At 69.7% G+C, this 18,807-nt stretch carries 19 protein-coding genes and 1 pseudogene; 5 read left to right on the top strand and 15 right to left on the bottom strand.

The window, feature by feature from the left end:
* Window positions 1–21: 21 nt before the first annotated feature.
* On the top strand, window positions 22–444 hold the full coding sequence (locus CJ179_RS28105; RefSeq protein ID WP_095863517.1) for a hypothetical protein: 423 nt from the start codon (window positions 22–24) through the stop codon (window positions 442–444).
* Here the strand turns inward: CJ179_RS28105 and CJ179_RS28100 are convergent.
* The 6 genes and pseudogenes from CJ179_RS28100 to CJ179_RS28075 form a co-directional block, all read right to left on the bottom strand.
* On the bottom strand, window positions 436–1,941 hold the full coding sequence (locus CJ179_RS28100) for a hypothetical protein (RefSeq protein WP_095863516.1): 1,506 nt from the start codon (window positions 1,939–1,941) through the stop codon (window positions 436–438). The two genes, CJ179_RS28105 and CJ179_RS28100, sit on opposite strands and share 9 nt — an antisense overlap.
* 1 nt (window position 1,942) lies before the next feature.
* Window positions 1,943–3,268, bottom strand: a complete 1,326-nt coding sequence (locus CJ179_RS28095) for a TIGR03118 family protein (RefSeq protein ID WP_095863515.1) — start codon at window positions 3,266–3,268, stop codon at window positions 1,943–1,945.
* Between the two features lie 32 nt (window positions 3,269–3,300).
* A complete protein-coding gene (locus tag CJ179_RS28090; protein WP_072946932.1) occupies window positions 3,301–4,002 on the bottom strand; it encodes a hypothetical protein in 702 nt (233 codons plus the stop codon).
* Window positions 4,003–4,477: 475 nt separating this feature from the next.
* Window positions 4,478–4,627, bottom strand: a pseudogene (locus CJ179_RS54075) (YncE family protein); the annotation flags it as partial.
* Between the two features lie 185 nt (window positions 4,628–4,812).
* Window positions 4,813–5,592, bottom strand: a complete 780-nt coding sequence (locus CJ179_RS28080; RefSeq protein ID WP_072946934.1) for a TIM barrel protein — start codon at window positions 5,590–5,592, stop codon at window positions 4,813–4,815.
* Window positions 5,593–5,597: 5 nt separating this feature from the next.
* Window positions 5,598–6,653: a Gfo/Idh/MocA family oxidoreductase gene (locus CJ179_RS28075; RefSeq protein ID WP_072946857.1), complete on the bottom strand. Its 1,056-nt coding sequence runs from the start codon at window positions 6,651–6,653 to the stop codon at window positions 5,598–5,600.
* A 132-nt stretch (window positions 6,654–6,785) separates the two neighbouring features.
* On the opposite strand from CJ179_RS28075, the gene CJ179_RS28070 reads away from it, so the two are divergent.
* Window positions 6,786–7,811, top strand: a complete 1,026-nt coding sequence (locus CJ179_RS28070; protein ID WP_095863514.1) for a LacI family DNA-binding transcriptional regulator — start codon at window positions 6,786–6,788, stop codon at window positions 7,809–7,811.
* A 12-nt stretch (window positions 7,812–7,823) separates the two neighbouring features.
* Here CJ179_RS28070 and CJ179_RS28065 read toward each other — a convergent pair whose 3' ends face one another.
* Window positions 7,824–8,189 (bottom strand): VOC family protein, encoded by a 366-nt coding sequence (locus CJ179_RS28065; RefSeq protein WP_095863513.1) that lies wholly within the window; start codon window positions 8,187–8,189, stop codon window positions 7,824–7,826.
* 9 nt (window positions 8,190–8,198) lie between these two features.
* Window positions 8,199–9,119, bottom strand: coding sequence for a LysR family transcriptional regulator (locus CJ179_RS28060; protein ID WP_095863512.1), 921 nt, complete (start codon window positions 9,117–9,119; stop codon window positions 8,199–8,201).
* A gap of 154 nt (window positions 9,120–9,273) precedes the next feature.
* Here CJ179_RS28060 and CJ179_RS28055 point away from each other — a divergent pair, with 154 nt between their 5' ends.
* From CJ179_RS28055 to CJ179_RS28045, 3 genes are read left to right on the top strand one after another with little or no spacing between them, the layout of a single operon-like run.
* The gene (locus tag CJ179_RS28055) at window positions 9,274–10,584 is read left to right on the top strand and encodes a CitMHS family transporter (RefSeq protein ID WP_095863511.1); all 1,311 of its coding nucleotides are present in this window, start codon (window positions 9,274–9,276) and stop codon (window positions 10,582–10,584) included.
* A gap of 50 nt (window positions 10,585–10,634) precedes the next feature.
* Window positions 10,635–12,008 (top strand): acyclic terpene utilization AtuA family protein, encoded by a 1,374-nt coding sequence (locus CJ179_RS28050; protein ID WP_095863510.1) that lies wholly within the window; start codon window positions 10,635–10,637, stop codon window positions 12,006–12,008.
* Window positions 12,005–12,334 carry a hypothetical protein gene (locus tag CJ179_RS28045; protein WP_095863509.1) on the top strand — a complete coding sequence of 110 codons (330 nt, stop codon included), beginning with the start codon at window positions 12,005–12,007 and terminating at the stop codon, window positions 12,332–12,334. The genes CJ179_RS28050 and CJ179_RS28045 overlap by 4 nt, the downstream gene beginning before the upstream one ends.
* Here the strand turns inward: CJ179_RS28045 and CJ179_RS28040 are convergent.
* From CJ179_RS28040 to CJ179_RS28010, 7 genes are read right to left on the bottom strand one after another with little or no spacing between them, the layout of a single operon-like run.
* Entirely contained in the window at window positions 12,331–13,728 is a 1,398-nt protein-coding gene (locus CJ179_RS28040) for an AMP-binding protein (RefSeq protein WP_095863508.1), read from the bottom strand. The two genes, CJ179_RS28045 and CJ179_RS28040, sit on opposite strands and share 4 nt — an antisense overlap.
* Window positions 13,721–14,323, bottom strand: coding sequence for an energy-coupling factor transporter transmembrane protein EcfT (locus CJ179_RS28035; protein WP_095863507.1), 603 nt, complete (start codon window positions 14,321–14,323; stop codon window positions 13,721–13,723). Before CJ179_RS28035 ends, CJ179_RS28040 begins: the two co-directional genes overlap by 8 nt.
* Window positions 14,320–15,000 carry an energy-coupling factor ABC transporter ATP-binding protein gene (locus CJ179_RS28030; RefSeq protein WP_072946867.1) on the bottom strand — a complete coding sequence of 227 codons (681 nt, stop codon included), beginning with the start codon at window positions 14,998–15,000 and terminating at the stop codon, window positions 14,320–14,322. The genes CJ179_RS28035 and CJ179_RS28030 overlap by 4 nt, the downstream gene beginning before the upstream one ends.
* Window positions 14,997–16,124 (bottom strand): thiolase family protein, encoded by a 1,128-nt coding sequence (locus CJ179_RS28025; RefSeq protein ID WP_072946868.1) that lies wholly within the window; start codon window positions 16,122–16,124, stop codon window positions 14,997–14,999. Before CJ179_RS28025 ends, CJ179_RS28030 begins: the two co-directional genes overlap by 4 nt.
* Complete coding sequence (locus tag CJ179_RS28020) at window positions 16,121–17,230, bottom strand: class I adenylate-forming enzyme family protein (RefSeq protein WP_095863506.1); 1,110 nt, start codon at window positions 17,228–17,230, stop codon at window positions 16,121–16,123. Before CJ179_RS28020 ends, CJ179_RS28025 begins: the two co-directional genes overlap by 4 nt.
* Window positions 17,227–17,811, bottom strand: coding sequence for a biotin transporter BioY (locus CJ179_RS28015; RefSeq protein ID WP_083395608.1), 585 nt, complete (start codon window positions 17,809–17,811; stop codon window positions 17,227–17,229). Before CJ179_RS28015 ends, CJ179_RS28020 begins: the two co-directional genes overlap by 4 nt.
* The gene (locus tag CJ179_RS28010; protein ID WP_072946871.1) at window positions 17,808–18,743 is read right to left on the bottom strand and encodes a DMT family transporter; all 936 of its coding nucleotides are present in this window, start codon (window positions 18,741–18,743) and stop codon (window positions 17,808–17,810) included. The genes CJ179_RS28015 and CJ179_RS28010 overlap by 4 nt, the downstream gene beginning before the upstream one ends.
* Window positions 18,744–18,807 lie beyond the last annotated feature (64 nt).

The following is an 18,807-nucleotide window of genomic DNA, read 5'->3' as shown; positions in this document are numbered from 1 at the left end:
CGGATCAACGGAACCACGGAGGTGGCCGAGATGTCGTGGAACGATTTCCGTGCTCGCCGGGCGGTACTGGAAGAGGTCCTGGCGCGGGCGCACGTCGACCCCGCAGTGGCGCTGCGGTTCGACGAAGTGCCCGGCGCGATCCAGCTTTTCGGTTCTGCGGACAGCATCCTGCTCGCCCTGCAGCACCGGTGGAGCAACCATCTCGCCGCCCGCCTCGACCAGGCCGTCGAGGACGGCACACCCGTGAACGCGGCGTGGCGCGAACTGGCCGGCGAGCAGCCGGAGTTGCGCGCGCTGCTCGACGCCGCGTCCGCCTCGTCCGTGCCGCTGCGCGGCTCCCAACGCGACGAGCAACGGATGATCGAGGCCCACACCACGGGACGTGTGTCCGGCCACCGGAGCGACCGGCGGACAACCGTGCTGAGCGGCGGGTCGTCACGGTGACGAGGTGGGCTGCTCCGACTCGGAGGGCGAAGATGAGGGCAACGCGGGGTCGTCGAGGTCCGGAGCCGGTTCGCTCGGCGCGTCCGTGAGGGGCGGCTCGACAGGCGACGTCGTCGGGTCGGGTCCGACGGTGGGCGCCGGCGTGGACTCGGTGGGCGCCGGAGTGGACTCGGTGGGATCCGGCGGAGTCGAGGTCGCAACCGGAGCGCTCGTGGGCGCGAACACCACCGGTGTCACCGCGGAGATTCGTGGCGCAGATGTGGATGCCGTTGGGAGAGGCTCGGCTTCGACGGTGAATTCGACGCTCGGTTCGATCAGCGGAGGATGCGCGTGAATCGATACCAGCCGGGGAACCCACGATCTCGACCCGGCCGGGGTAACTGCCACAGCCGGCGCGGCCTGGGGAACTGCCACCGCGGACACGGCCGGGCTCGAGGCTGTGGTTCTCGCGGCCGGGATTCGCGGCGGCCCTGGTTGTTCGATCAACTCGAACGCGTGTGCGGTGACGGACGAACCCGCCCCCGGCTCCCGTATCGAGGTCATGTCGCGGGCAAGCCACGGGACGGCGATCATCGCAGCGGCGGCGGTCGCGGCTGCAGTAACGCGCAGGGCCCGTCGTCCAACCGACGCCGGATGCGCGGATGCTGTTGCTGCAGTACCGGACCTGGTTGCCGCCGCGAGAACGGCTGCCCCACAGGCCGATGCGTGGCCGGGCGCCGGCTCGCACACCACCGGCGCGCCCAGCGCCCCGGACAGCACTTCCTCGACGACGGGATCGGTCGCCGCGGCACCGGTCACGATGACTACGTCGAGATCGGTGACGTTCACGCGAGCGACACGAATACAGTCCGCGACGAGTTCGAGACTCCCCGAGACCGTGTCGTCGATCGAGTCCTCCCCCACCCCGGCGAGGTGACGCCCGCGGAACTCCGTCGAACGGAGTGGCCGCCCCACTATCGGATCGGAACCGCTCGCGGCACCGAACGCCACGACAGTGAGGTCGAGATTGTCGGCACCGAACTCGCAGACGAGCGCGAGTCCCTCGCCGAGCGGACCGTGTTCGGACTCGAGCCAGGCGACGGCGGCGACGGGCGAGGCGACCAGACCCACCCTGCCGAGACCCGCACGATCGAGCGCTTCCCGTTGTGCGTTCACGACCCGGGGCAGGTGAACGGCCGGGTGGGCGAGCACGATCGGCGGGTCGTCCAGCTGGTCGGCTTCCACGATCAGGCAGTGCGCGGCGGCGGCGACCAGATCCTGTCCGGAGTAGCGGAGACCGTCGCCCGCGACGACGGCCTCTCCGATCCGATCCGCGAAGCCCGCCACCACACCCGTGTCGCCCGGTTGGTCGCCCAACCGCACGGTCGACGACGGGCCGAACGTCAGCGTGGAACGGCGGGTCAGCACGGCGTCGACGCCGACTGCACCGGCAACCGCTGCGACGGCGCACGCCGTTCCGACGCTCAGCCCGAGTCCGTGGGTGTTGTTGTCGTCCATGTCAGTTGGCCGCGCGCAGGCGGCCGAAGACGCCGTCCGTCTCGTCCGCGGGACCGGCCGTGAAGTAGAGCGAACTGCTGTCGCCGAGGCTCTCCCCGTTGCCGAACAACAGTCCCCACAGGCCCTCCACGGCGAGGACGGCACCGGACTCGTCACGTACGTAGTCGATGAAGGCGCCGGTCTCGTCGTCGAATGCGGCGATCCGGCCCGCACCCCCGAAATTGCCGACGAGGATCGCGCCGGCGAGCGCACCGAAATCGGCGGGTGCGACAGCGACACCCCACGGGGCGTTGAGGCGGCCCTGGTCGTCGAGGACACGGACCAGATTGCCCGCGGCGTCGAACTCGGCGACCTTGCCGCGGTCGGGGCGGTCGCCGCTCGCGGTCTCCTGTTCGGCGTCGAGTGAGTCCTCCTCGCCCGCGTCGAATCCCGTGCCGTTCTCGGCAGCCTTGGTCGTCGCATACGTGACGAAGACCCGGTCACCGGCCGTGACTATGTTGAACGGGGCCGGATCGCCGGGGCGGGTGTGCTTGCCACCGTTCGGGTCGGCGGGGTCGAGCGGGTCTCCGGTCGCGAACGGATTGGCGAAACCGTGCGTGGCGACGGGCTGCCAGGTCTTGTCGAACTGCCGGATCTGCGGCTCCGCACCGAAATCGGCGGCCCACAATGTGTCGTCGCGGCCGGGTGCGAGTGCCAGCCCGAAGAAGCTCATCCCCGCGGACTCACCGTTGAACATCTCCTTCGCGGGGCCGTCGTGCCGGACGATGCGTCCGTCGGCCCCCTGCTCGGTCCAACCGGAGATGCGGCCGGAATCGGTGGCGAAGAGGAATCGGGACGACCCACCGAGTATCTCCTGTCGCCCGTCCACCATCACGGGTTGCCCGGTGACGGCGAAGCTGTCGGAGGTCAGGGGTGCGGGGTTGAACACGACACCGGTGGTCTTTCCGAGGCCGGCCTCGGAGGTGTCCGCATCCGCGCCGGGCACACTGACCTCGTGCAGCGCGTCCTGGTGCAGTGTGCGCAGTGCGGGGTCGGGCGACGCCGTCACGTCGCCGACGAACTCGAAGGAGTTTCCGCCCGCTCCGACCCAGAAGTGGCCGCCTTCGCCCTGCGGGCGGATGGCCACGCCCCATGCGTTCACCATTGCGGGAACGGTGGTCGCGGCGGCGGCGTCGGCACTGCTCGCGACGAGAGCGGTTCGAGCGTAACGGTTGCCGGGAAGATCCTGGAGTGCGTGCGATGACGCGGCCGGTGCACATCCGGTCGCCGACGCCGCCGCCGTGACGAGCAGCGCGGCCCACGACAGCGTCGTGCGGGTGTTCTTCATCGATCTATGCCTCTCTCAGGGGTACGGGAAGATCAGTGCTCGGCGTTCCAGAAGCCGATCCACACGGCACCCCACCAGCACAGCTGGGAGATGAGTGCGGTCGCCGCGCCCCACAGCGTCAGCCGGGTCGGAAGATGCGTCGCATCGCTGTGCGCGATCCGCCTGCCCAGTATCAGCGCCTGTAGTCCGTTGACGGTCAGGAGTAACACGAGGACCAGCTTGGTCCGGGTGAGCGTGGAGGCCAGATTGGGTTCGAGGAGTGCGCCGCTGGCCACGAGGCCGGCGAGGCCGGCCCAGATGGGCAGGTGTAGGCGTTCCGCGCCGCGGATGGCCTCGGCGAGGGTCGACCGGCCGGAGATCCACAGCAGCACCAGGTAGTCCGCGATGAGGACACCCCCGAAGCCGAGCACCAGCGACGCGAGGTGCACGAAGAGGGCCGCGGTGTGCAGCACGGGATCCACCCGGACGTGCACGGAGATCCACAGGACCCCGGCGAGCGCCAGTGCGGCCAGGAGCGCGGCGGCGAGCACGATGAACCAAGAATCATGAAGTGCAAGTGGGCGTTCCGGCTCTCCCGGCGGAACGGGCAGCACACGCTTCCGGCCGTTGCGTGGCGGCCTGCCTGCGTGGACCGGACCCCACGACACGGCGTCGGCACGAACCTGTCGTGGCGCGAGGGGCGTGACGGGGGAGATCAGAGTAGGTGGCCCGACCTCGGGTTCGGGGCGCGTCACGGGACGCTCCGGACGACGACGGGCGCGTGCTCGGGCGTACGGGTACAGCAGGGATGCATGGGCGAACCGGTCCTGAGTGAGAAGTGCGCGAACGGAGTCCACACAAGTCGACGGGTGCGTGTCGGCGCGCGCTGTCCCGGACGCCAGTCTGCGGAGCCTGTCAGCTCCTGAAGCCGGTGCCGTTCGAGAGGAGGCGGCATGCTTGCGTGGTCACGAACGGTCCCCTCTCGAATCTGCTCACAGCTTACTCACAGGATATAGCTAAGCCTGCCCTTTGTTTGCGGGCTGCTCAAGTAAAAATGTTTGGCGCCCCTAAGTCAATCTATGTGTCAGCAATCACACACCGGCGGAATCCTCACAATCGGCGTGATCCGAGTGTGCGCAGGGAGTTGCCGCCGTCGGCTGGGGATCGAGAGCCCGCTCCAGGCCGGCGCAGCCTTCGCCTTCTCCGGAATGGTTGCCCGACTATTTGTTTCACATGCGCATTATCGGCGAGATGACCGGACCCGATCTCGGCGAAGTGGCGGTCCTGTTGGTCGAATGCGGTGAGGGTGCCGGATTCGGCCGCGACATAGAGACGGTGGGCGCCCTGGTCGTAGGCGAGCACGTCGGGGCCAGCGCCGACGGATTCGTTGTGGTCCACACCGCACCGCGTGTCGGGTCGTATGCGATCCCGTCCGGATCGCGACCGGTCGGGCCGCGGGCGAGGTCGGTGCCGGTGTCCGTCGAACCGGGACCCGTTGCCGGGCAGAGCGATTTACCCTACCGGGTGCAGCGGCAACGGCCCGGTGTCAGCGGAGTGTCCAGACGCTAGCCGTGCGCGAAGGCCGCCTCGAACGCGTCGAGCGCGTCGTCCGGATCGTTCTTCGCCCAGCCTTCGAGTCCGACGACGCCGGTATAGCCGATGTCTCGAAGGGCGGCGGCGATCGCCGGGTAGTGGATTTCGCCGGTTCCGGGTTCACAGCGTCCGGGGACGTCGGCGACCTGGATCTCACCGATGTAGGGCAGCGCTTTCCGGACGAGTTCGATGAGGTTTCCCTCGCCGATCTGGGCGTGATACAGATCGAGATTCATCCGCAGATGAGGGCTGTCGACCGCCCGGACGAGAGCGAGGGTGTCGGCTGCGGTCGCGAACGGGGTACCGGGATGGTCGACGGCGAGGTTGAGGTTCTCGAGCGTGAACACGCGCCCCGCCTGTTCACCGAGTTCGGCGACCTTCCGCAGGGTGTCGGCGGCAGTGAGCCACATTGCGGGCGTGACCATTTCGACGGGACGAACGGGCAGACCCCGGTTGTCGAGTCCGGTTCCGTGCAGGTTCAACCTCGGGCAGTCGAGCCGTTTCGCGACGTCGAGGGATTGGCGTGCGGTGGTGAGCAGCGCCTCGATGCTGTCGGGCTCGGTGAGGTTGCCCTCCAGATAGCCCGTCATCGAGGAGAATTCGGCGCCGCTCGCGACGAGCGCGTCGACGTTCTTGGTGGACCAGTCCCAGATCTCCACCTGGAGTCCGCGTTCGGCGATGCGCTGGACACGGTCCGCGAACGGCAGTTCGAGGTAGAGCATTTCGGCGCTGGCCGCGAGCGTGTACGTCATCGGGGTCACCGGTCCAGATCGACGGCGGCGCCGGTCTCGACGCTGCGGATCGCGGCGAGTGCGATCGACAGCGCGGTGCGGGCATCCTCGCCCGTGACCACGGCCGGTGTGTGGGCGCGGATCGCGCCGACGAAGGCGGTCAGTTCGCCCACGTAGGCGGTGTGGAGCAGGTCGGTGTCGCGGCGCGCGGTGTCGGCGTGTTGCCCGTCGGGGCCGTAGTAGGTCATGTCGGTGCTGAGCCCGCTGCCCGCGGTGACCATGCCGCCGGAGCCGAACACCTCGGCGCGCACGTCGTATCCGTACAGCGCGCTGAAACTCGCCTCCGCCGTCGCGATGGCGCCGTTGTCGAATTGCACGGTGACGACCGCGGTGTCGAGGTGGCCCGTGCTCTTGGCGTCCGGTCGCACCAGGGCGTCGGCCATCGCGTGCACCCGCACCGGTCGCGCACCCGGGTTGAGGAAGCACAGGGTGTCGAAGTCGTGAATGAGCGTTTCGAGGAAGATGGTCCATTGCGGGATGCGCGCCGGATCGGCGGTGAACGGGCCGGGGTCGCGGGTCAGCGAACGCAGCAGATGCGGAGTTCCGACCTTCTGCGCGTCGATCGCCGCGCGGGCGGCGGCGAACCCGGGAGCGAACCGGCGATTGAACCCGACCTGCAGGACGATGCCTGCGTCCGTGGCCGCCGCGATGGCGCGGTCGGCGTCCTCGAGGGTGACCGCCATCGGCTTCTCGACGAACACGTGCTTGCCGGCCGCCGCGGCCGCGACCACCAGGTCCGTGTGACTCCGCGCGGGGGCGGTGATCAGCACCGCATCGACCTCGTCGCTGGTAAGGACGTCGTCCACGGACGTGGTGGCGAGCGGTGCGCCCAGCGCCGCGGCGAGACGTTGCGCGGACTCGCCGACCGGGTCGCTGACCGCGACGAGCGAAGCCCCGGGGACCAGGCGGGCCACGATCTCCGCGTGATTCGAGCCGATGCGTCCGGCGCCGATCGTCGCGATGCGGACCGGATGGGAAGCGGCCGTCGCCGAGCGGACGGGTGCGGCTTCGGTGAGTGACATGAATGCGCTCCAGTGCGGTGAAGGGTGGAGGTAGAGGCGAACTAGTACGTTCTAGTTCTAGACCGTAGAACTCGTGAGATCATTGGTCAAGAGCGGCCCCGATCGCGGGCCCGGGAGACAGGAGTCGTGCACGTGGCCGAACCGGTGGCGGGACCGACCGGTGGCGCCCGTCCGACGATGGGCGACGTCGCGCGAGCGGCAGGAGTCTCCACAGCGCTCGTCTCGATCGTGATGCGCGGGGTCCCCGGCGCCAGCGAGGCGACCCGTCAGCGGGTGCTCGAGATCGCCGACGGGATGGGCTACGTGCCGGACCGTCGCGCACAGAAACTGCGCCAGGCCAGTTCCCGGCTCCTCGGCGTCGTGTTCGAACTGCAGCAACCGTTCCACGGCGACCTCGTCGAACAGATCTACGCGGCGGCCACCCGCCGGGGTTACGACGTGATGCTCAGCGCGGTCGCCCCGAGTCGCGCCGAGCAGGTCGCGGTCCAGGCGCTGATGCGGGAACGCTGCGAGGCCGCGATCCTCCTCGGCTCGCGGTTCGACACCGACGAACTCGGCGCGCTGGCCGACCGCCTGCCCGCCCTCGTCGTGGCGCGCGCCAGCGGACTGCCCGGGGTCGGCGCCGTGCGGGGCGACGACGTCGCAGGCATCACCCTGGCCGTCGACCACCTCACCGAACTCGGGCACCGGAACATCGCCCACATCGACGGCGCCGACGCCCCCGGCGGCGCCGACCGGCGGGCCGGCTTCCTGGCCGCGATGGACCGGCACGGACTGTCGGATTCGGCCACGGTCGTGGCCGGTGGTCCGACGGAAACCGAAGGCGCACAGGGCATGCACGAGCTGCTCGCGTTGCCCACTCCCCCGACCGCGGTCGTCGCGTTCAACGACCGGTGCGCCACCGGCGTACTCGACCTACTGGTCCGCCGCGGCCGGGACGTGCCCGCGGACATCTCCGTCGTCGGCTACGACGACTCCCGCCTGGCGAGGATTCCGCACGTGCAGATGACGACGATCTCGCAGGACGCCACACACATGGCCGACGCCGCCGTCGACGCGGCGCTGGCTCAGATCGCCGGGGGCGAGGCCGTCGACCTCGTGCTCGCCCCGCACCTGGTCCGGCGCTCGACCACCGGCCCTGTCGCACACGGCGACTAGATTCGACGGGGATCAGGTCGACGACCAGACCCCGAGTTCGTTTCCGCTCGGATCGGTGAAGTGAAAGCGACGCCCGCCCGGAAAGTCGTAGGGGCCGTTGACGACCACGCCGCCGGCCGCCCGCACGGCGTCCACCGATGCGTCGAGGTCCACGGAGTACAGCAACACGAGCGGTCCTCCTGCCGGCTTCCGTTCGGGAACCTGCAACAGGCCCCCGACGTCTTCTCCATCCGCTCCGGCGATGCCCGCGTACTGCGGTCCGTAGGGGTTGAATTCCCAGCCGAATGCCGAGCGGTAGAACGCTTCCGCGTCCTCGAGGTTCGTGACCGACAGCTCGACATAGTTCAGTCGATGATGATCTGCGCGAGAAGGTGACATGCCGGAACTCTAGCCGGAATCGGCTTCTCGATCGGGATTTCTCTCGGCAAGAAGCATGTTCACGAAACCGCGGGTGCTCGCTGTCTGGGGACGGCCGGCGACCTGGACGAGCGAGATGGTGCGTTCGACTCTCGGCCGCAGGGGTATGTGGACGAGACCGGCGAACGAGATCATGGGAAGCACGAGTGCGGGAACCGCGGTGACACCGAGCCCGGCGGCCGCCAAACCCGCTACCGCGCCGATGTTCTGCGCTTGCATGACGGGTCCGAGTTCGATGCGAGCGTCCTCGACGGCCCGGCGCACGGGCGCCGCGATACTGCTCTCGGGGCCGAACGCGATGAACGGCTGCCCGGCGAGATCCGACCACTGCAGCACCGGCCGTTCGGCGAACGGGTGCGTCGGCGGGACCGCACAGTAGAAGGAGTCGCTCGTCAGGACGTCCTGTTGCAGGCCGGGCAGAATCCCCGAGGTGGTGACCAGGGCGAGGTCGACCGTCCCCGAGTACACGGCGTCGAGAACCTCCTGACGCAGACCGTCGCGGATCTGGAGCCGCACGTGAGGGTGCCGCTCGCGGAAGTCCACCACATACGGGGGAAGGAACGTGGCCGCGAGCGAGGGCAGGCACGCCACCGTCACGATTCCGCGGTCACCGGTGACGAACCGTTCGATCTGCGTGAGCCCGTCGTCGAAGTCGTGGAGCATCCGCCGGGCGTGCTCGATGATCTCGCGCCCGTGCGTGGTCAGTTCGACGCGGCGGGTGGTGCGCTCGAACAGCGTGACGTCGAGTCTGCGCTCGGCCTCGGCGACCGAGCGGCTCAGGGAGGACTGGGACACGCCGAGGGCGTGAGCAGCCGAGGTGAAGCTCTCGTAGTCGGCGATCGCGACGATGCTCCTCAGGTGCGAGATCCCGAGATTGATGCTCATGTGCATCAGTATGGCCGCTATTCATGCGCCGAGCCGCCACGTTGCCCGTCCCATCTGCGCGACTCATTCATGAGCAAAAATCATGAATCGATCATGCATTGATATTTGACGCGCAATTGTGAGGCGCGCGACACTGGGACTCCGATTCGAAGGAGGTCACATGGTTGCCGCACTCGGGTTCGCCACGATCGCGTGTTTCCTGGCGCTGGCGTTCAGCCGCCGGGTCTCGGTGCTCGTCGCGCTGATCCTCGTTCCCATCGCGTTCGCGATCGTGGGAGGGTGGGCACCCAACCTCGGGGAGATGGTGGGCGACGGCCTCCTGAAGGTCGCGCCCGTCGCCATCATGATCGCCTTCGCGGTGCTGTACTTCAGCCTGATGGTCGACGTGGGACTGTTCGATCCGGCGATCCGCCGGATCGTCCGGTGGGCAGGCGGCAATCCCACCAAGATCGCCGTCGGCACCGCGGTGCTGACCCTGCTCGTCGCGCTCGACGGCGACGGAACCTCCACCTTCCTGATCACCATCTCGGCGCTGCTGCCCATCTACCAGCGGCTCGGGATGCGCCCGGTCGTCCTGACCGGCATCGTCTGCCTGGCCGCCGGTCTGATGAACATGATTCCGTGGGGCGGCCCGACCGTCCGCGCCATGGCCGCGCTCGACCTGACCAGCGCCGACATCTTCACGCCGGTCCTCCCCGCGATGGGCGTCGGGGTCCTGTGGGTCCTGTTCGCCGCGTACATGATCGGCCGCACGGAACGGAAACGGCTCGGTGTGTCCGAACTCGTGTCTCCCGGCGAGGGTGGTCCCGGCACCCCGCACGTCTCCGACCCGCCGATGCGTACCCGCCGCCACCGGGCGGTGATGGCATTCAACACGGTGCTCACCCTCGTCCTGATCGTGATCCTGCTGTTCCAACTCGTGCCGCTGGAGGTGGCGTTCGCCATCGCCTTCGCGCTCGCGCTCGCCGTCAATCGCCCGAAGTGGGCGGATCAGCAGGCCCTGTTCGCGAAGCACGGCGGCAACGTCACCATGGTGGTGGTGATGATCCTCGCGGCAGGTGTGCTCACGGGAATCCTCAACGGCACCGGCATGATCACCGCGATGGCGCAGACGTTCGTCTCCTGGATTCCGCAGTCCGCCGGGTCCCTGATCCCCGTCATCACCGCGGTCACGTCGATGCCGCTCAGCCTGGTCTTCACCCCGGACGCCTACTACTTCGGCGTCGTACCGGTGCTCGCGGAGACCACCGCCTCGTTCGGCGGCGACCCCGCCGAGATCGGCCGCGCCGCCATCCTCGGCCAGATGACCACCGGGTTCCCGCTCAGCCCGCTGACCGCCGCGACGTTCATCCTGATCGGACTGAGCAAGGTGGACCTCGGCAAGCACCAGCGGTTCATCTTCGGCTGGGCCTTCGGGACCACGATCGTGATGACCGTCGTAGCGCTGCTCACCGGTGCCCTCTCGCTGTAATCGTCCCCGACACCGCCGCATCCGTCGAACCAGCAAAGGACTTCGAAACCGTGACACCATCGAGCACCCGTGGCAGCACCGCGTGGAGCGTGCGACTCGGCGCGGGATCCGGGTTCTCCGGGGATCGCATCGACCCCGCCGAGAAACTCGCCCGGCACGCCGACCTCGACTACCTGATCTTCGAATGCCTCGGCGAACGCACCGTCGCCGCCGGAAACGCTCGCCGGCTGGAGAACCCGGACGAAGGTTACGATCCGCTGCTCGCCGCACGCATGCGCGCGGTGCTCCCGCACACCCTCGCGTCCTGGACCACGGTGATCACCAACGCCGGCGCCGCCAACCCGCTCGCCGCCGCGGAACTGGTCTCCGGCATCGCATCCCGGTCCGCCGACCGTCCGGTGCGCATCGCCGCGGTCACGGGCGACGCGGTGCTCGAGCAGGTGCTGCGCCACGACCCCGTCGTGTGGGAAACCGGGAAACGCCTGTCGGAGCACGAAGACGTGCTCGTCTCCGCGAACGCGTACATCGGTGCGGAGGCCGTGCTCCCCGCGCTCGAACTGGACGCCGACGTCGTCGTCACCGGCCGCCTGGCCGACCCGTCGCTCTACGTCGCCCCGCTCGCCCACCACTTCGGGTGGGGCCTCGCCGATCACGAAACCATCGGCGCCGCAACTGCGATCGGGCATCTACTCGAGTGCGCCGGGCAACTCACGGGCGGGTACTACGCCGATCCGGTCACCAAACCGGTGAAGGGCATGGCCGATCTCGGCTTCCCGTTCGCCGACGTCCTCGCCGACGGATCGGCGACGTTCGGCAAGCTCGACGGATCGGGCGGCATCCTCACCGAACGAACCTGCGCCGAGCAACTCCTGTACGAGGTGGGTGATCCCACTTCGTACCTGACCCCCGATGTCACCGCGGACTTCGGCAACGTGTCGTTCGGCAGCGTCGGGCCCGACCGCGTCGCCATCACCGGTGCAACCGGACGCCCCCGCCCGCGGGAACTGAAGGTGACCCTCGGCTTCCGCGGCGGCTGGCTCGGCGAGGGGCAGATCAGCTACGCGGGACCCCGCGCCTACCCCCGCGCCCGGCTCGCCGCCGACATCGTCACCGAACGACTCGTCGACGTGCACGGTTTTAGAGAGGACGCCGTCTCCGTCGAATACATCGGCGCCGGTGCTTCTTTCCGCGGACTCGACACGGACGAGGATGCCCGCGAGGTTCGCGTGCGAGTGACGGCCCGGGCACGAACTCGCGAGGAAGCCGACCTCGTCGGCTGGGAGGTGGAAAGCCTGTACACCAACGGACCGGCAGGCGGCGGCGGTGCCCGGCGCTCCTCGACGGAGGTGCTCGCGATCCGCTCGTGCACCCTCCCCCGCGAACTCGTCCCCACCCGCGTCCATCTCACGGAGGTGTCGAAATGACCACGCCCGCCACCGTTCAGCGCATCGACGCACTCGCGGACGTCCGCGCCGGCGACAAGGGCGACACGCTCATCGTCGCCGTCCTGGCCCGGGACCGCGCAGCCTACGGCCTGCTCGAGCGGAGACTGACCGACGACGTCGTCGCCGCCCACTACGGTGAACTGATCACCGGACCGGCCCGGCGCACCTGCCAGCCCAATCTGCTGGCGATGGTGTTCGAACTGCCCGGCGTCCTCGGCGGCGGCGTCACGGGTTCACCCGCGCTCGACGGGCACGGCAAGACGCTGGGCTACCACCTGCTGAGCCTCGAAATCCGAGACGTCTAACCGGGATTCGGGTTCCGCGAGTCGGCCAGGATGGCGGCGAGTGCGGGACGATCGAGCTTGCCGCGCGGCGTGCGCGGCAGGCTGTCCACCACGAGGACCTGAACCGGCATGCTGGGGCTGGGGAGGGTCGCGCGCAGATGCCGCCAGATCTCGGCGGTGCTCGGGGCGTCGCCGTGCACGACGATCGCGGCGGCGGGCGCCTCCCCCATCCGCGCGTCGGGAACCCCGATGCACGCGGCCTCCGAGACCCCGGGCAGCGCGGTCAGCGCCGCTTCGACGGCCGCGGGTTCGACATTGAGTCCCGCCCGGATCACCGTGTCGCTGTCGCGGCCGAACAACTGCAGGCTGCTGCCCACCACCCGGCCGCGGTCGCCCACCGTCATCCACCCGTCGTCGGGGCCGTTCACCACACCGTCCTCGGTGAGGTACCCGTCGAACAGCATGTCGCTGCGCACGTGCACTAGGCCCTCGCGGATCTCGGCGTCGACGCCGTCGAACAGGACGCCCGCCGAATGCTCGTCGGCGGCACCGAGACCCCGGTCGTAGGACACGAAACTCAGTTCGGAGGCTCCGTAGAAATGCACGAGCGACGCATTCGGCAGGACGCCCTGCAACGCCTCACGCCCCGTGCGCGGCCACCGGGCCGCCGAGGACAGCACCTCCCGGACGCTGTCGACGGTGCCGATCCCCGACCGCACGACGTCCCAGGCGATGGTCGGTACCGAGTACAGGTGGGTGGCCGCGTCGCCCAGCGACTGCGTGACCGGCCGCAGGTCCACGGTCGCGCCGCGGCTGAGTCCGTGGATCGCGCCGTACAGGAAATGCGTGTGGTCGAGGACCCCGGGCACCGACACGCGGTCGCCGCCGCCGATGTCGAACGTCGTGTCGGAGCGGTCGAGAGTCCTGGCCCACGATCGCTGGTTGCGCACGAACAACTTCGGTTCACCGGTGGTGCCGGAGGTGATGCCGACCAGCAGTTCGGCGCCGGGGTGTGCCCGGCCCGCGGTGCCGTCGGATTGCAGGGTGTCGGCCGTCTCGACGGTCCCGTCGAATCCCAGCCTCCGCAGCCGGCGGTGCTGGTGCGGCGCCGCGACGACGGCACCGGGTTTCGCGAGTTCGAGCACCCGCGTCAGCTGCGCGGGCAGCAGGTGCCGGTGCAGCAGGACGACGCTGACGCCCGCGTGCATCGCGGCCGTCACGACGACCAGCGACCCGACGTCCGAGGTCGGCAGCACGGCGACCCGGTCCATGCCGTCGAGCCCGGCCGCGGTCCGAGCGACGCGCGACCAGAACCGGCCGTAGTCGACGGTCTCGCGGGCGGAGACGATCGCTACCGCCCCCGGGTTCTCGGCGGCACGTCGGGCGATGCGTTCGGCGGGCAGCAGCTCAGTCATCGTCCACTCCCCGTGCGACGAGGGCGTCGCCCATCGCATCCGCGGTCCGGAGGGCACGCACCAGAACCGGTGTGGCCAGCGCTGTCATCGACCATTGCAATCCTCGTGCCTTCCGCGCCTGCGCCACCTCCTGCACGATCCCGGTGAGCAGCGGGATACACCGGATCGCCAGCGCGAGCAGGAGCCCGATCCGGTCCGGGTCGACCCCGACTCTCCGCAGCGGCCCGAGCGCGCGCGACACGGTGTCGAGCATGTCGGTGACCCGGGTAGTGAGCGTGACCAACGCGGCGAGCGCCACCGAGATCAGCAGCACCCCGCACACGACGACCGCCCGCGACGGCGACGTGATCAGCACCTGGAACACCGCGATGATCAACAACATCCACACCACCGGGCGCAGTTGCGCCACGGCCACCCGCCACGGAATGGACGCCACCACGAACAGCAGTCCTACCAGAACGACGACGACGCCGACCTCGAGTGGGGTGCGCACGAACACGGTGGCCGCGACGATCGACAGAATCAACAGCAGCAGTTTCAGCCCGGCGGGCATCCGGTGCAGCAGCGAGTCGCCGGGGCGGTACAGCCCGATCATTCGACCAGCTGCCGGTACGCGGGGACGGCGTCGTCCGGGGTGCCGTCGAACGCGACGAGCCCGTCGTCGATGACGATGACCCGTTCGAAACTCTCCAGCAACGCCAGTTGGTGGGTCACGACGATCACCTGCTGGTCCATCGAATCGAGGGCCTCGGAGACGACGCGCGCGTTCCGCAGATCCAGCAGCGTGGTCGGCTCGTCGGCGATGACCACCTCGGGCCTGCGGATGAGGACGGCGCCGATGGCGAGCAACTGCTTCTGGCCCCCGGACAGCAGGTGCGCGGGATGCTCGGCGTGCTTGTCGAGCCGGAACCGCACCAGGATCTCCTCGACGCGGGTCGCGATCTCCTCTTTGCTCAGACCGGACCGGCGCAGCGAGAACGCCAGATCCTCGGACACGGTGGGCATGACGATCTGGGTGTCGGGGTCGGTGAACACGAATCCGACCTTCCGCCGCACCTGCGCGCCCTTCCGGGCGGCGTCGACGCCGTCGACCGTGACGGTGCCGGAGGTGGGTTTCAGCAACCCGTTGATCATCCGCGCCAGCGTCGACTTGCCGGAACCGTTGGATCCGATGATGCCGACGCGACGCTCCGCGAAACGCAGGTCGACGCCGCGCAGTACCTTGCGGTCGCCGAAGGCGTGACTCACCGAGTCGAAGACGATCTCACTCACGACACACGCTCCACGAGCACGGCGATGCCCTGTCCGCCGCCGATGGCGCAGGCGGCGAGTCCGAGCGCGGGCCCGTCCTCGCGCAGCATCTGACTTGCCAAGCGCACCAGCAGGATCGCGCCCGACGCCCCCCATGGGTGTCCCATGGCGATGGCGCCGCCCTGCGGGCAGATCACGGATTCGTCCAGTCCGAGTTCGTCCGACACCGCCAGCACCACCGACGCGAACGCCTCGGTGATCTCGACGACGCCCAGATCCGCCACGTCGTGCCCGGTTCGCTTCAGGAGTTTGCGGATCGCCGGAACCGGACCGAGCCCGGGCAACGCGGGGTCCGATCCCGCGACCGCGGAGCCGAGCACCCGCAGCGCAGGCAGTCCGGCGGCCAGCGTCTCGGTGGTCACGGCCAGCACCGCAGCGCCGTCGGAGATGCCGCACGAATTCCCGGCGGTGGCCGTTCCGTCGGCACCGAAACTCGGGCGCAGTCGCGCGAGCCTTGCCTCCGTCAGGCCTGCGCGAATGCGCTGGTCCTTCGCGATGTCGCCGACCGGCACGATCTCCGACGAGAAGTCGGCGGCCGCCGCCAGGGTGTGCGACCGCGCCGCGTACGCGTCCTGCCGCTCACGGCTGATGCCGCGCACCCGGGCGAGATCGTCGGCGGCCACACCCATGTCGGGGTCGGGAAAGCCGTGCGGCGCAAAGGGAGCACGGGTGTAGCGCACCGGGTCGGCGCCGGGCACCGGCGGCCAGAACCGCCACGGCGCGGTGCTCGCCGATTCGACGCCGCCCGCCAGGATCAACTCGTCGGCGCCGCTGCGCACGCGCAGCGCGGCCTGCATCACCGCATCGAGACCGGAACCGCACTGCCGGTCGACGGTGACCCCGGGAACCTCCGCACCCAGCCCCGCCCGCAGGGCAGCGACCCGCGCCGGGTCGCCGCCCGGCCCGAGGCAGTTGCCGAGCACGACGTCGTCGACCTCGGCGACGAGGCCCGACCCGCGCAGCGAGTCCAGGACCTCGCGCAGCACGGGGGCGGCCAGATCGGTGGTGGTCAGATCGGCGAACCCGTGCCCGGCATTGCCGATCGGCGTCCGGCGCGGCGCCACCAGTACAGGGACAGAGCTCATGCCAGCCAGTCTCTCACTCGGCCTCGGGCGACCTTGCCACTGGCGGTCCGCGGCAGCGCCTCGATCGGCACCCAGCGGCGGGGCATGGCTTCCTTCGTCAGCGCCCGGCGCGCGTGCGCACGGATGTCCGCGATCTCCGCGGTGCCGTCGAGCTCCACCACCGCGGTGACGGTCTCGCCGAGCACCGGGTGCGGCGATCCGACGACGGCGACCGCGTCGATGCCGTCGAGCGTCTCGAGGATGCGCTCGACGTCCTCGGCGACCACCGTGGTGCCGCCGACGTTGATCGCGGAGTCACCCCTGCCGCGCACGGTCAGTTCCCCGTTGTCGCCGAGTTCCGCCAGGTCACCGACGCCGAACCAGTCCGGGGCCCCGATCACGCTGTACGGCGAGCGGACGTACAGCAGTCCGTCGCGGATGTCGGCGTCGACACCATCCAGCAGCCGCAGCGGTTCGGGGACCTTCCGCGCCGCGACGAGGGACAGTTCCGCGGCGCCGTAGTACTCGACGATCTCGATCCCGTCCGCCACCGCGCGGGCGCCGTCGTCGAGGGCGGTGCCTGCGACGATCGCGGTGCGCAGCTTCGGGGCCTTCCCCACCACGTCACGGAGAACGGCGGGGACGGCGTGCACCACCGTCGCCCGCGACGGATCGTCGGTGACGCACGCGCCGCGCCACAGCGCGTGCACCGCGCCGAACAGGTGCATCGTGGCGTGCAGCGGCCCGGTGATCAGCACGTGGTCGGTGGCGTCGATTCCGGTGATCGCGGTGAAGGCGGGAAAGCTGTCGAACCAGGATGCCGCGGTGCGGGCGAGCGGTCGGGGCCTGCCGGTGGAACCGGACGTGGCCACCAGCAGGAACGCCGACGGCGGAATCGCGGGCCGGTCGGGACGGGCGTCGGGGTTCTCGACGATCACCGCGGTCCCCCGCCGCGCGCCGGCGCACACGCAGATCAACGCGTCTGCAACCGGCAACTCCGACGCGTCGTGGACGGACGCGTCGGAGCCGTGCTCGTCGATCGCCCGGTCGAGTTGGGCGTAGGTGTACGTGCGGCCGTCGACGTCGAGAGCAGGCTGATCGCCGGCGCCGCCGAGTACGGCAATCACGTACGGATGAGGCCGGGGTACGCGCGGTGCACACTCTTGGCGACGACGGTGGCGACGACGACCTTCAGCGCGTCGCCGGGGATGAACGCGAAGTTGGTGGTGATGGCGGCCCCGACCCCGAGGTCGGTGCGCAGCAGCAGCCCGATGGTGCCGAACAGGTAGATGATCACGATCCCGCCGAGGGCGTTGATCAGCAGACCGAGAGCGATCGGGTACTTCGGCAGGATCCGCGCGGTGAGGAGGCCGATGACCAGCGTCGCGGGAAGCCACCCGATGAGGTATCCGGCGCTGGGACCGGCGAGCGCCGTCAGTCCGGTGCGGCCACCGGACAGCAGTGGAAGTCCGATCAGGGTCAGTGCGAGGAAGACCGCGACGGCGGCGGTGCCCTTGCGTGCCCCGAGCACGGCGCCCGCGAGGATGACCCCGAGGGTCTGCAGCGTGATCGGCACGCCGCTGAAGCCGACCGTGATGGCGCCGGGCAGACCCAGCGCGGCGATCAGTGCGGCGAACACCGCGATCTGCGCCATGTCCCGCGCTGAAATACCGAGCCTCGACACCCGAGCACTCCCGACTTCTGTCATGACGACTCCTCTTGCTTCAAACTTGAACGACGTTCAAGGTAGCAGGTCGGCGCCGCCAACGGTGCGGCAGACTCCGGCACCTCGTCCTCGTCGGGCGACGTGCGCGCCCCGGCCCGCGCTGCGCCGATCCCCGCCGCGACGACGAAACAGATCCCGGCCACCGCCGCGTGGTCCGGTACCTGGTGCAACACGACGAGCCCGATGATCAACGCGAACGCCGGTTCCAGACTCATCAGCGTCCCGAACGCCGCCGTGTTCAGCCGGCGCAAGGCGAGCATCTCCAGCGTGAACGGCACTACCGGCAGCAGTATCGCCAATCCCAGCCCGATGATCAACAGGTCCGGCGTCATCTTCGCGAGCATCGACGGCCCGCCCACGACGGTCGCGACCAATCCGGCGACCGGCATGGACACCGCGAGACCGTTGATTCCCGCCACCTCGTCCCCCACACGCTGAGTGAGCACGATGTAGAGCGCCCAGCACGCGGCCGCGCCCAGGGCGAACAGGATTCCCACCGGGTCGACGCCGCCGACCCAGGGTTGCGTCAGCAGCAGCACTCCCACGGCCGCCAGCGCCGGCCACCGGAGGCGGCCCCGCCCGTGCACGACCGCGACGCCGAGGGGTCCCAGAAACTCCAGCGCACTCGCGGTTCCCAGCGGGATCCGGTCGACCGCGGCCATGAACAGCAGGGTGACCGCGGCCGTGACCACTCCGAGCAGGATGCACGCGACGAGGGAGGAACGCGTGAACGCCTTCGGACGGGGCCGCACGATCACGGCCAGCAGCACCCCGGCCCAGGCCAGGCGCAACCAGGCGGCACCCTCGGCGCCGACGCGTTCGGAGACGCCGACGGAGATCGCGAGTCCGGTCTGTACGCACAGCATCGAGGTCAGCGCCATCGTCGCGCCGACGTGGGTCGGGTTCCTGGTCATGCCTGTATTCAAGGACACCTCGACCGTTCACGTCCACGTGTCTTTCATGGACAAATCGTTCGGA

The sequence above is a fragment of the Rhodococcus sp. ACS1 genome (assembly GCF_002300155.1).
Taxonomy (GTDB): domain Bacteria; phylum Actinomycetota; class Actinomycetes; order Mycobacteriales; family Mycobacteriaceae; genus Rhodococcus_F; species Rhodococcus_F koreensis.
Note: the sequence above shows the minus strand (reverse complement) of the source record. Positions and strands in the feature narration are given on the sequence as shown.

Excerpts from the sequence above, each read along its gene's own strand:
- CJ179_RS28060 (WP_095863512.1), bottom strand. The coding sequence starts at position 9,119 with ATGCACATGAGCATCAATCTCGGGATCTCGCACCTGAGGAGCATCGTC.
- CJ179_RS28025 (WP_072946868.1), bottom strand. The coding sequence starts at position 16,124 with ATGAGCTCTGTCCCTGTACTGGTGGCGCCGCGCCGGACGCCGATCGGC.
- CJ179_RS28040 (WP_095863508.1), bottom strand. The coding sequence starts at position 13,728 with ATGACTGAGCTGCTGCCCGCCGAACGCATCGCCCGACGTGCCGCCGAG.
- CJ179_RS28100 (WP_095863516.1), bottom strand. The coding sequence starts at position 1,941 with ATGGACGACAACAACACCCACGGACTCGGGCTGAGCGTCGGAACGGCG.
- CJ179_RS28055 (WP_095863511.1), top strand. The coding sequence starts at position 9,274 with ATGGTTGCCGCACTCGGGTTCGCCACGATCGCGTGTTTCCTGGCGCTG.
- CJ179_RS28015 (WP_083395608.1), bottom strand. The coding sequence starts at position 17,811 with ATGACAGAAGTCGGGAGTGCTCGGGTGTCGAGGCTCGGTATTTCAGCG.
- CJ179_RS28045 (WP_095863509.1), top strand. The coding sequence starts at position 12,005 with ATGACCACGCCCGCCACCGTTCAGCGCATCGACGCACTCGCGGACGTC.
- CJ179_RS28010 (WP_072946871.1), bottom strand. The coding sequence starts at position 18,743 with ATGACCAGGAACCCGACCCACGTCGGCGCGACGATGGCGCTGACCTCG.
- CJ179_RS28095 (WP_095863515.1), bottom strand. The coding sequence starts at position 3,268 with ATGAAGAACACCCGCACGACGCTGTCGTGGGCCGCGCTGCTCGTCACG.
- CJ179_RS28065 (WP_095863513.1), bottom strand. The coding sequence starts at position 8,189 with ATGTCACCTTCTCGCGCAGATCATCATCGACTGAACTATGTCGAGCTG.
- CJ179_RS28035 (WP_095863507.1), bottom strand. The coding sequence starts at position 14,323 with ATGATCGGGCTGTACCGCCCCGGCGACTCGCTGCTGCACCGGATGCCC.
- CJ179_RS28080 (WP_072946934.1), bottom strand. The coding sequence starts at position 5,592 with ATGACGTACACGCTCGCGGCCAGCGCCGAAATGCTCTACCTCGAACTG.
- CJ179_RS28075 (WP_072946857.1), bottom strand. The coding sequence starts at position 6,653 with ATGTCACTCACCGAAGCCGCACCCGTCCGCTCGGCGACGGCCGCTTCC.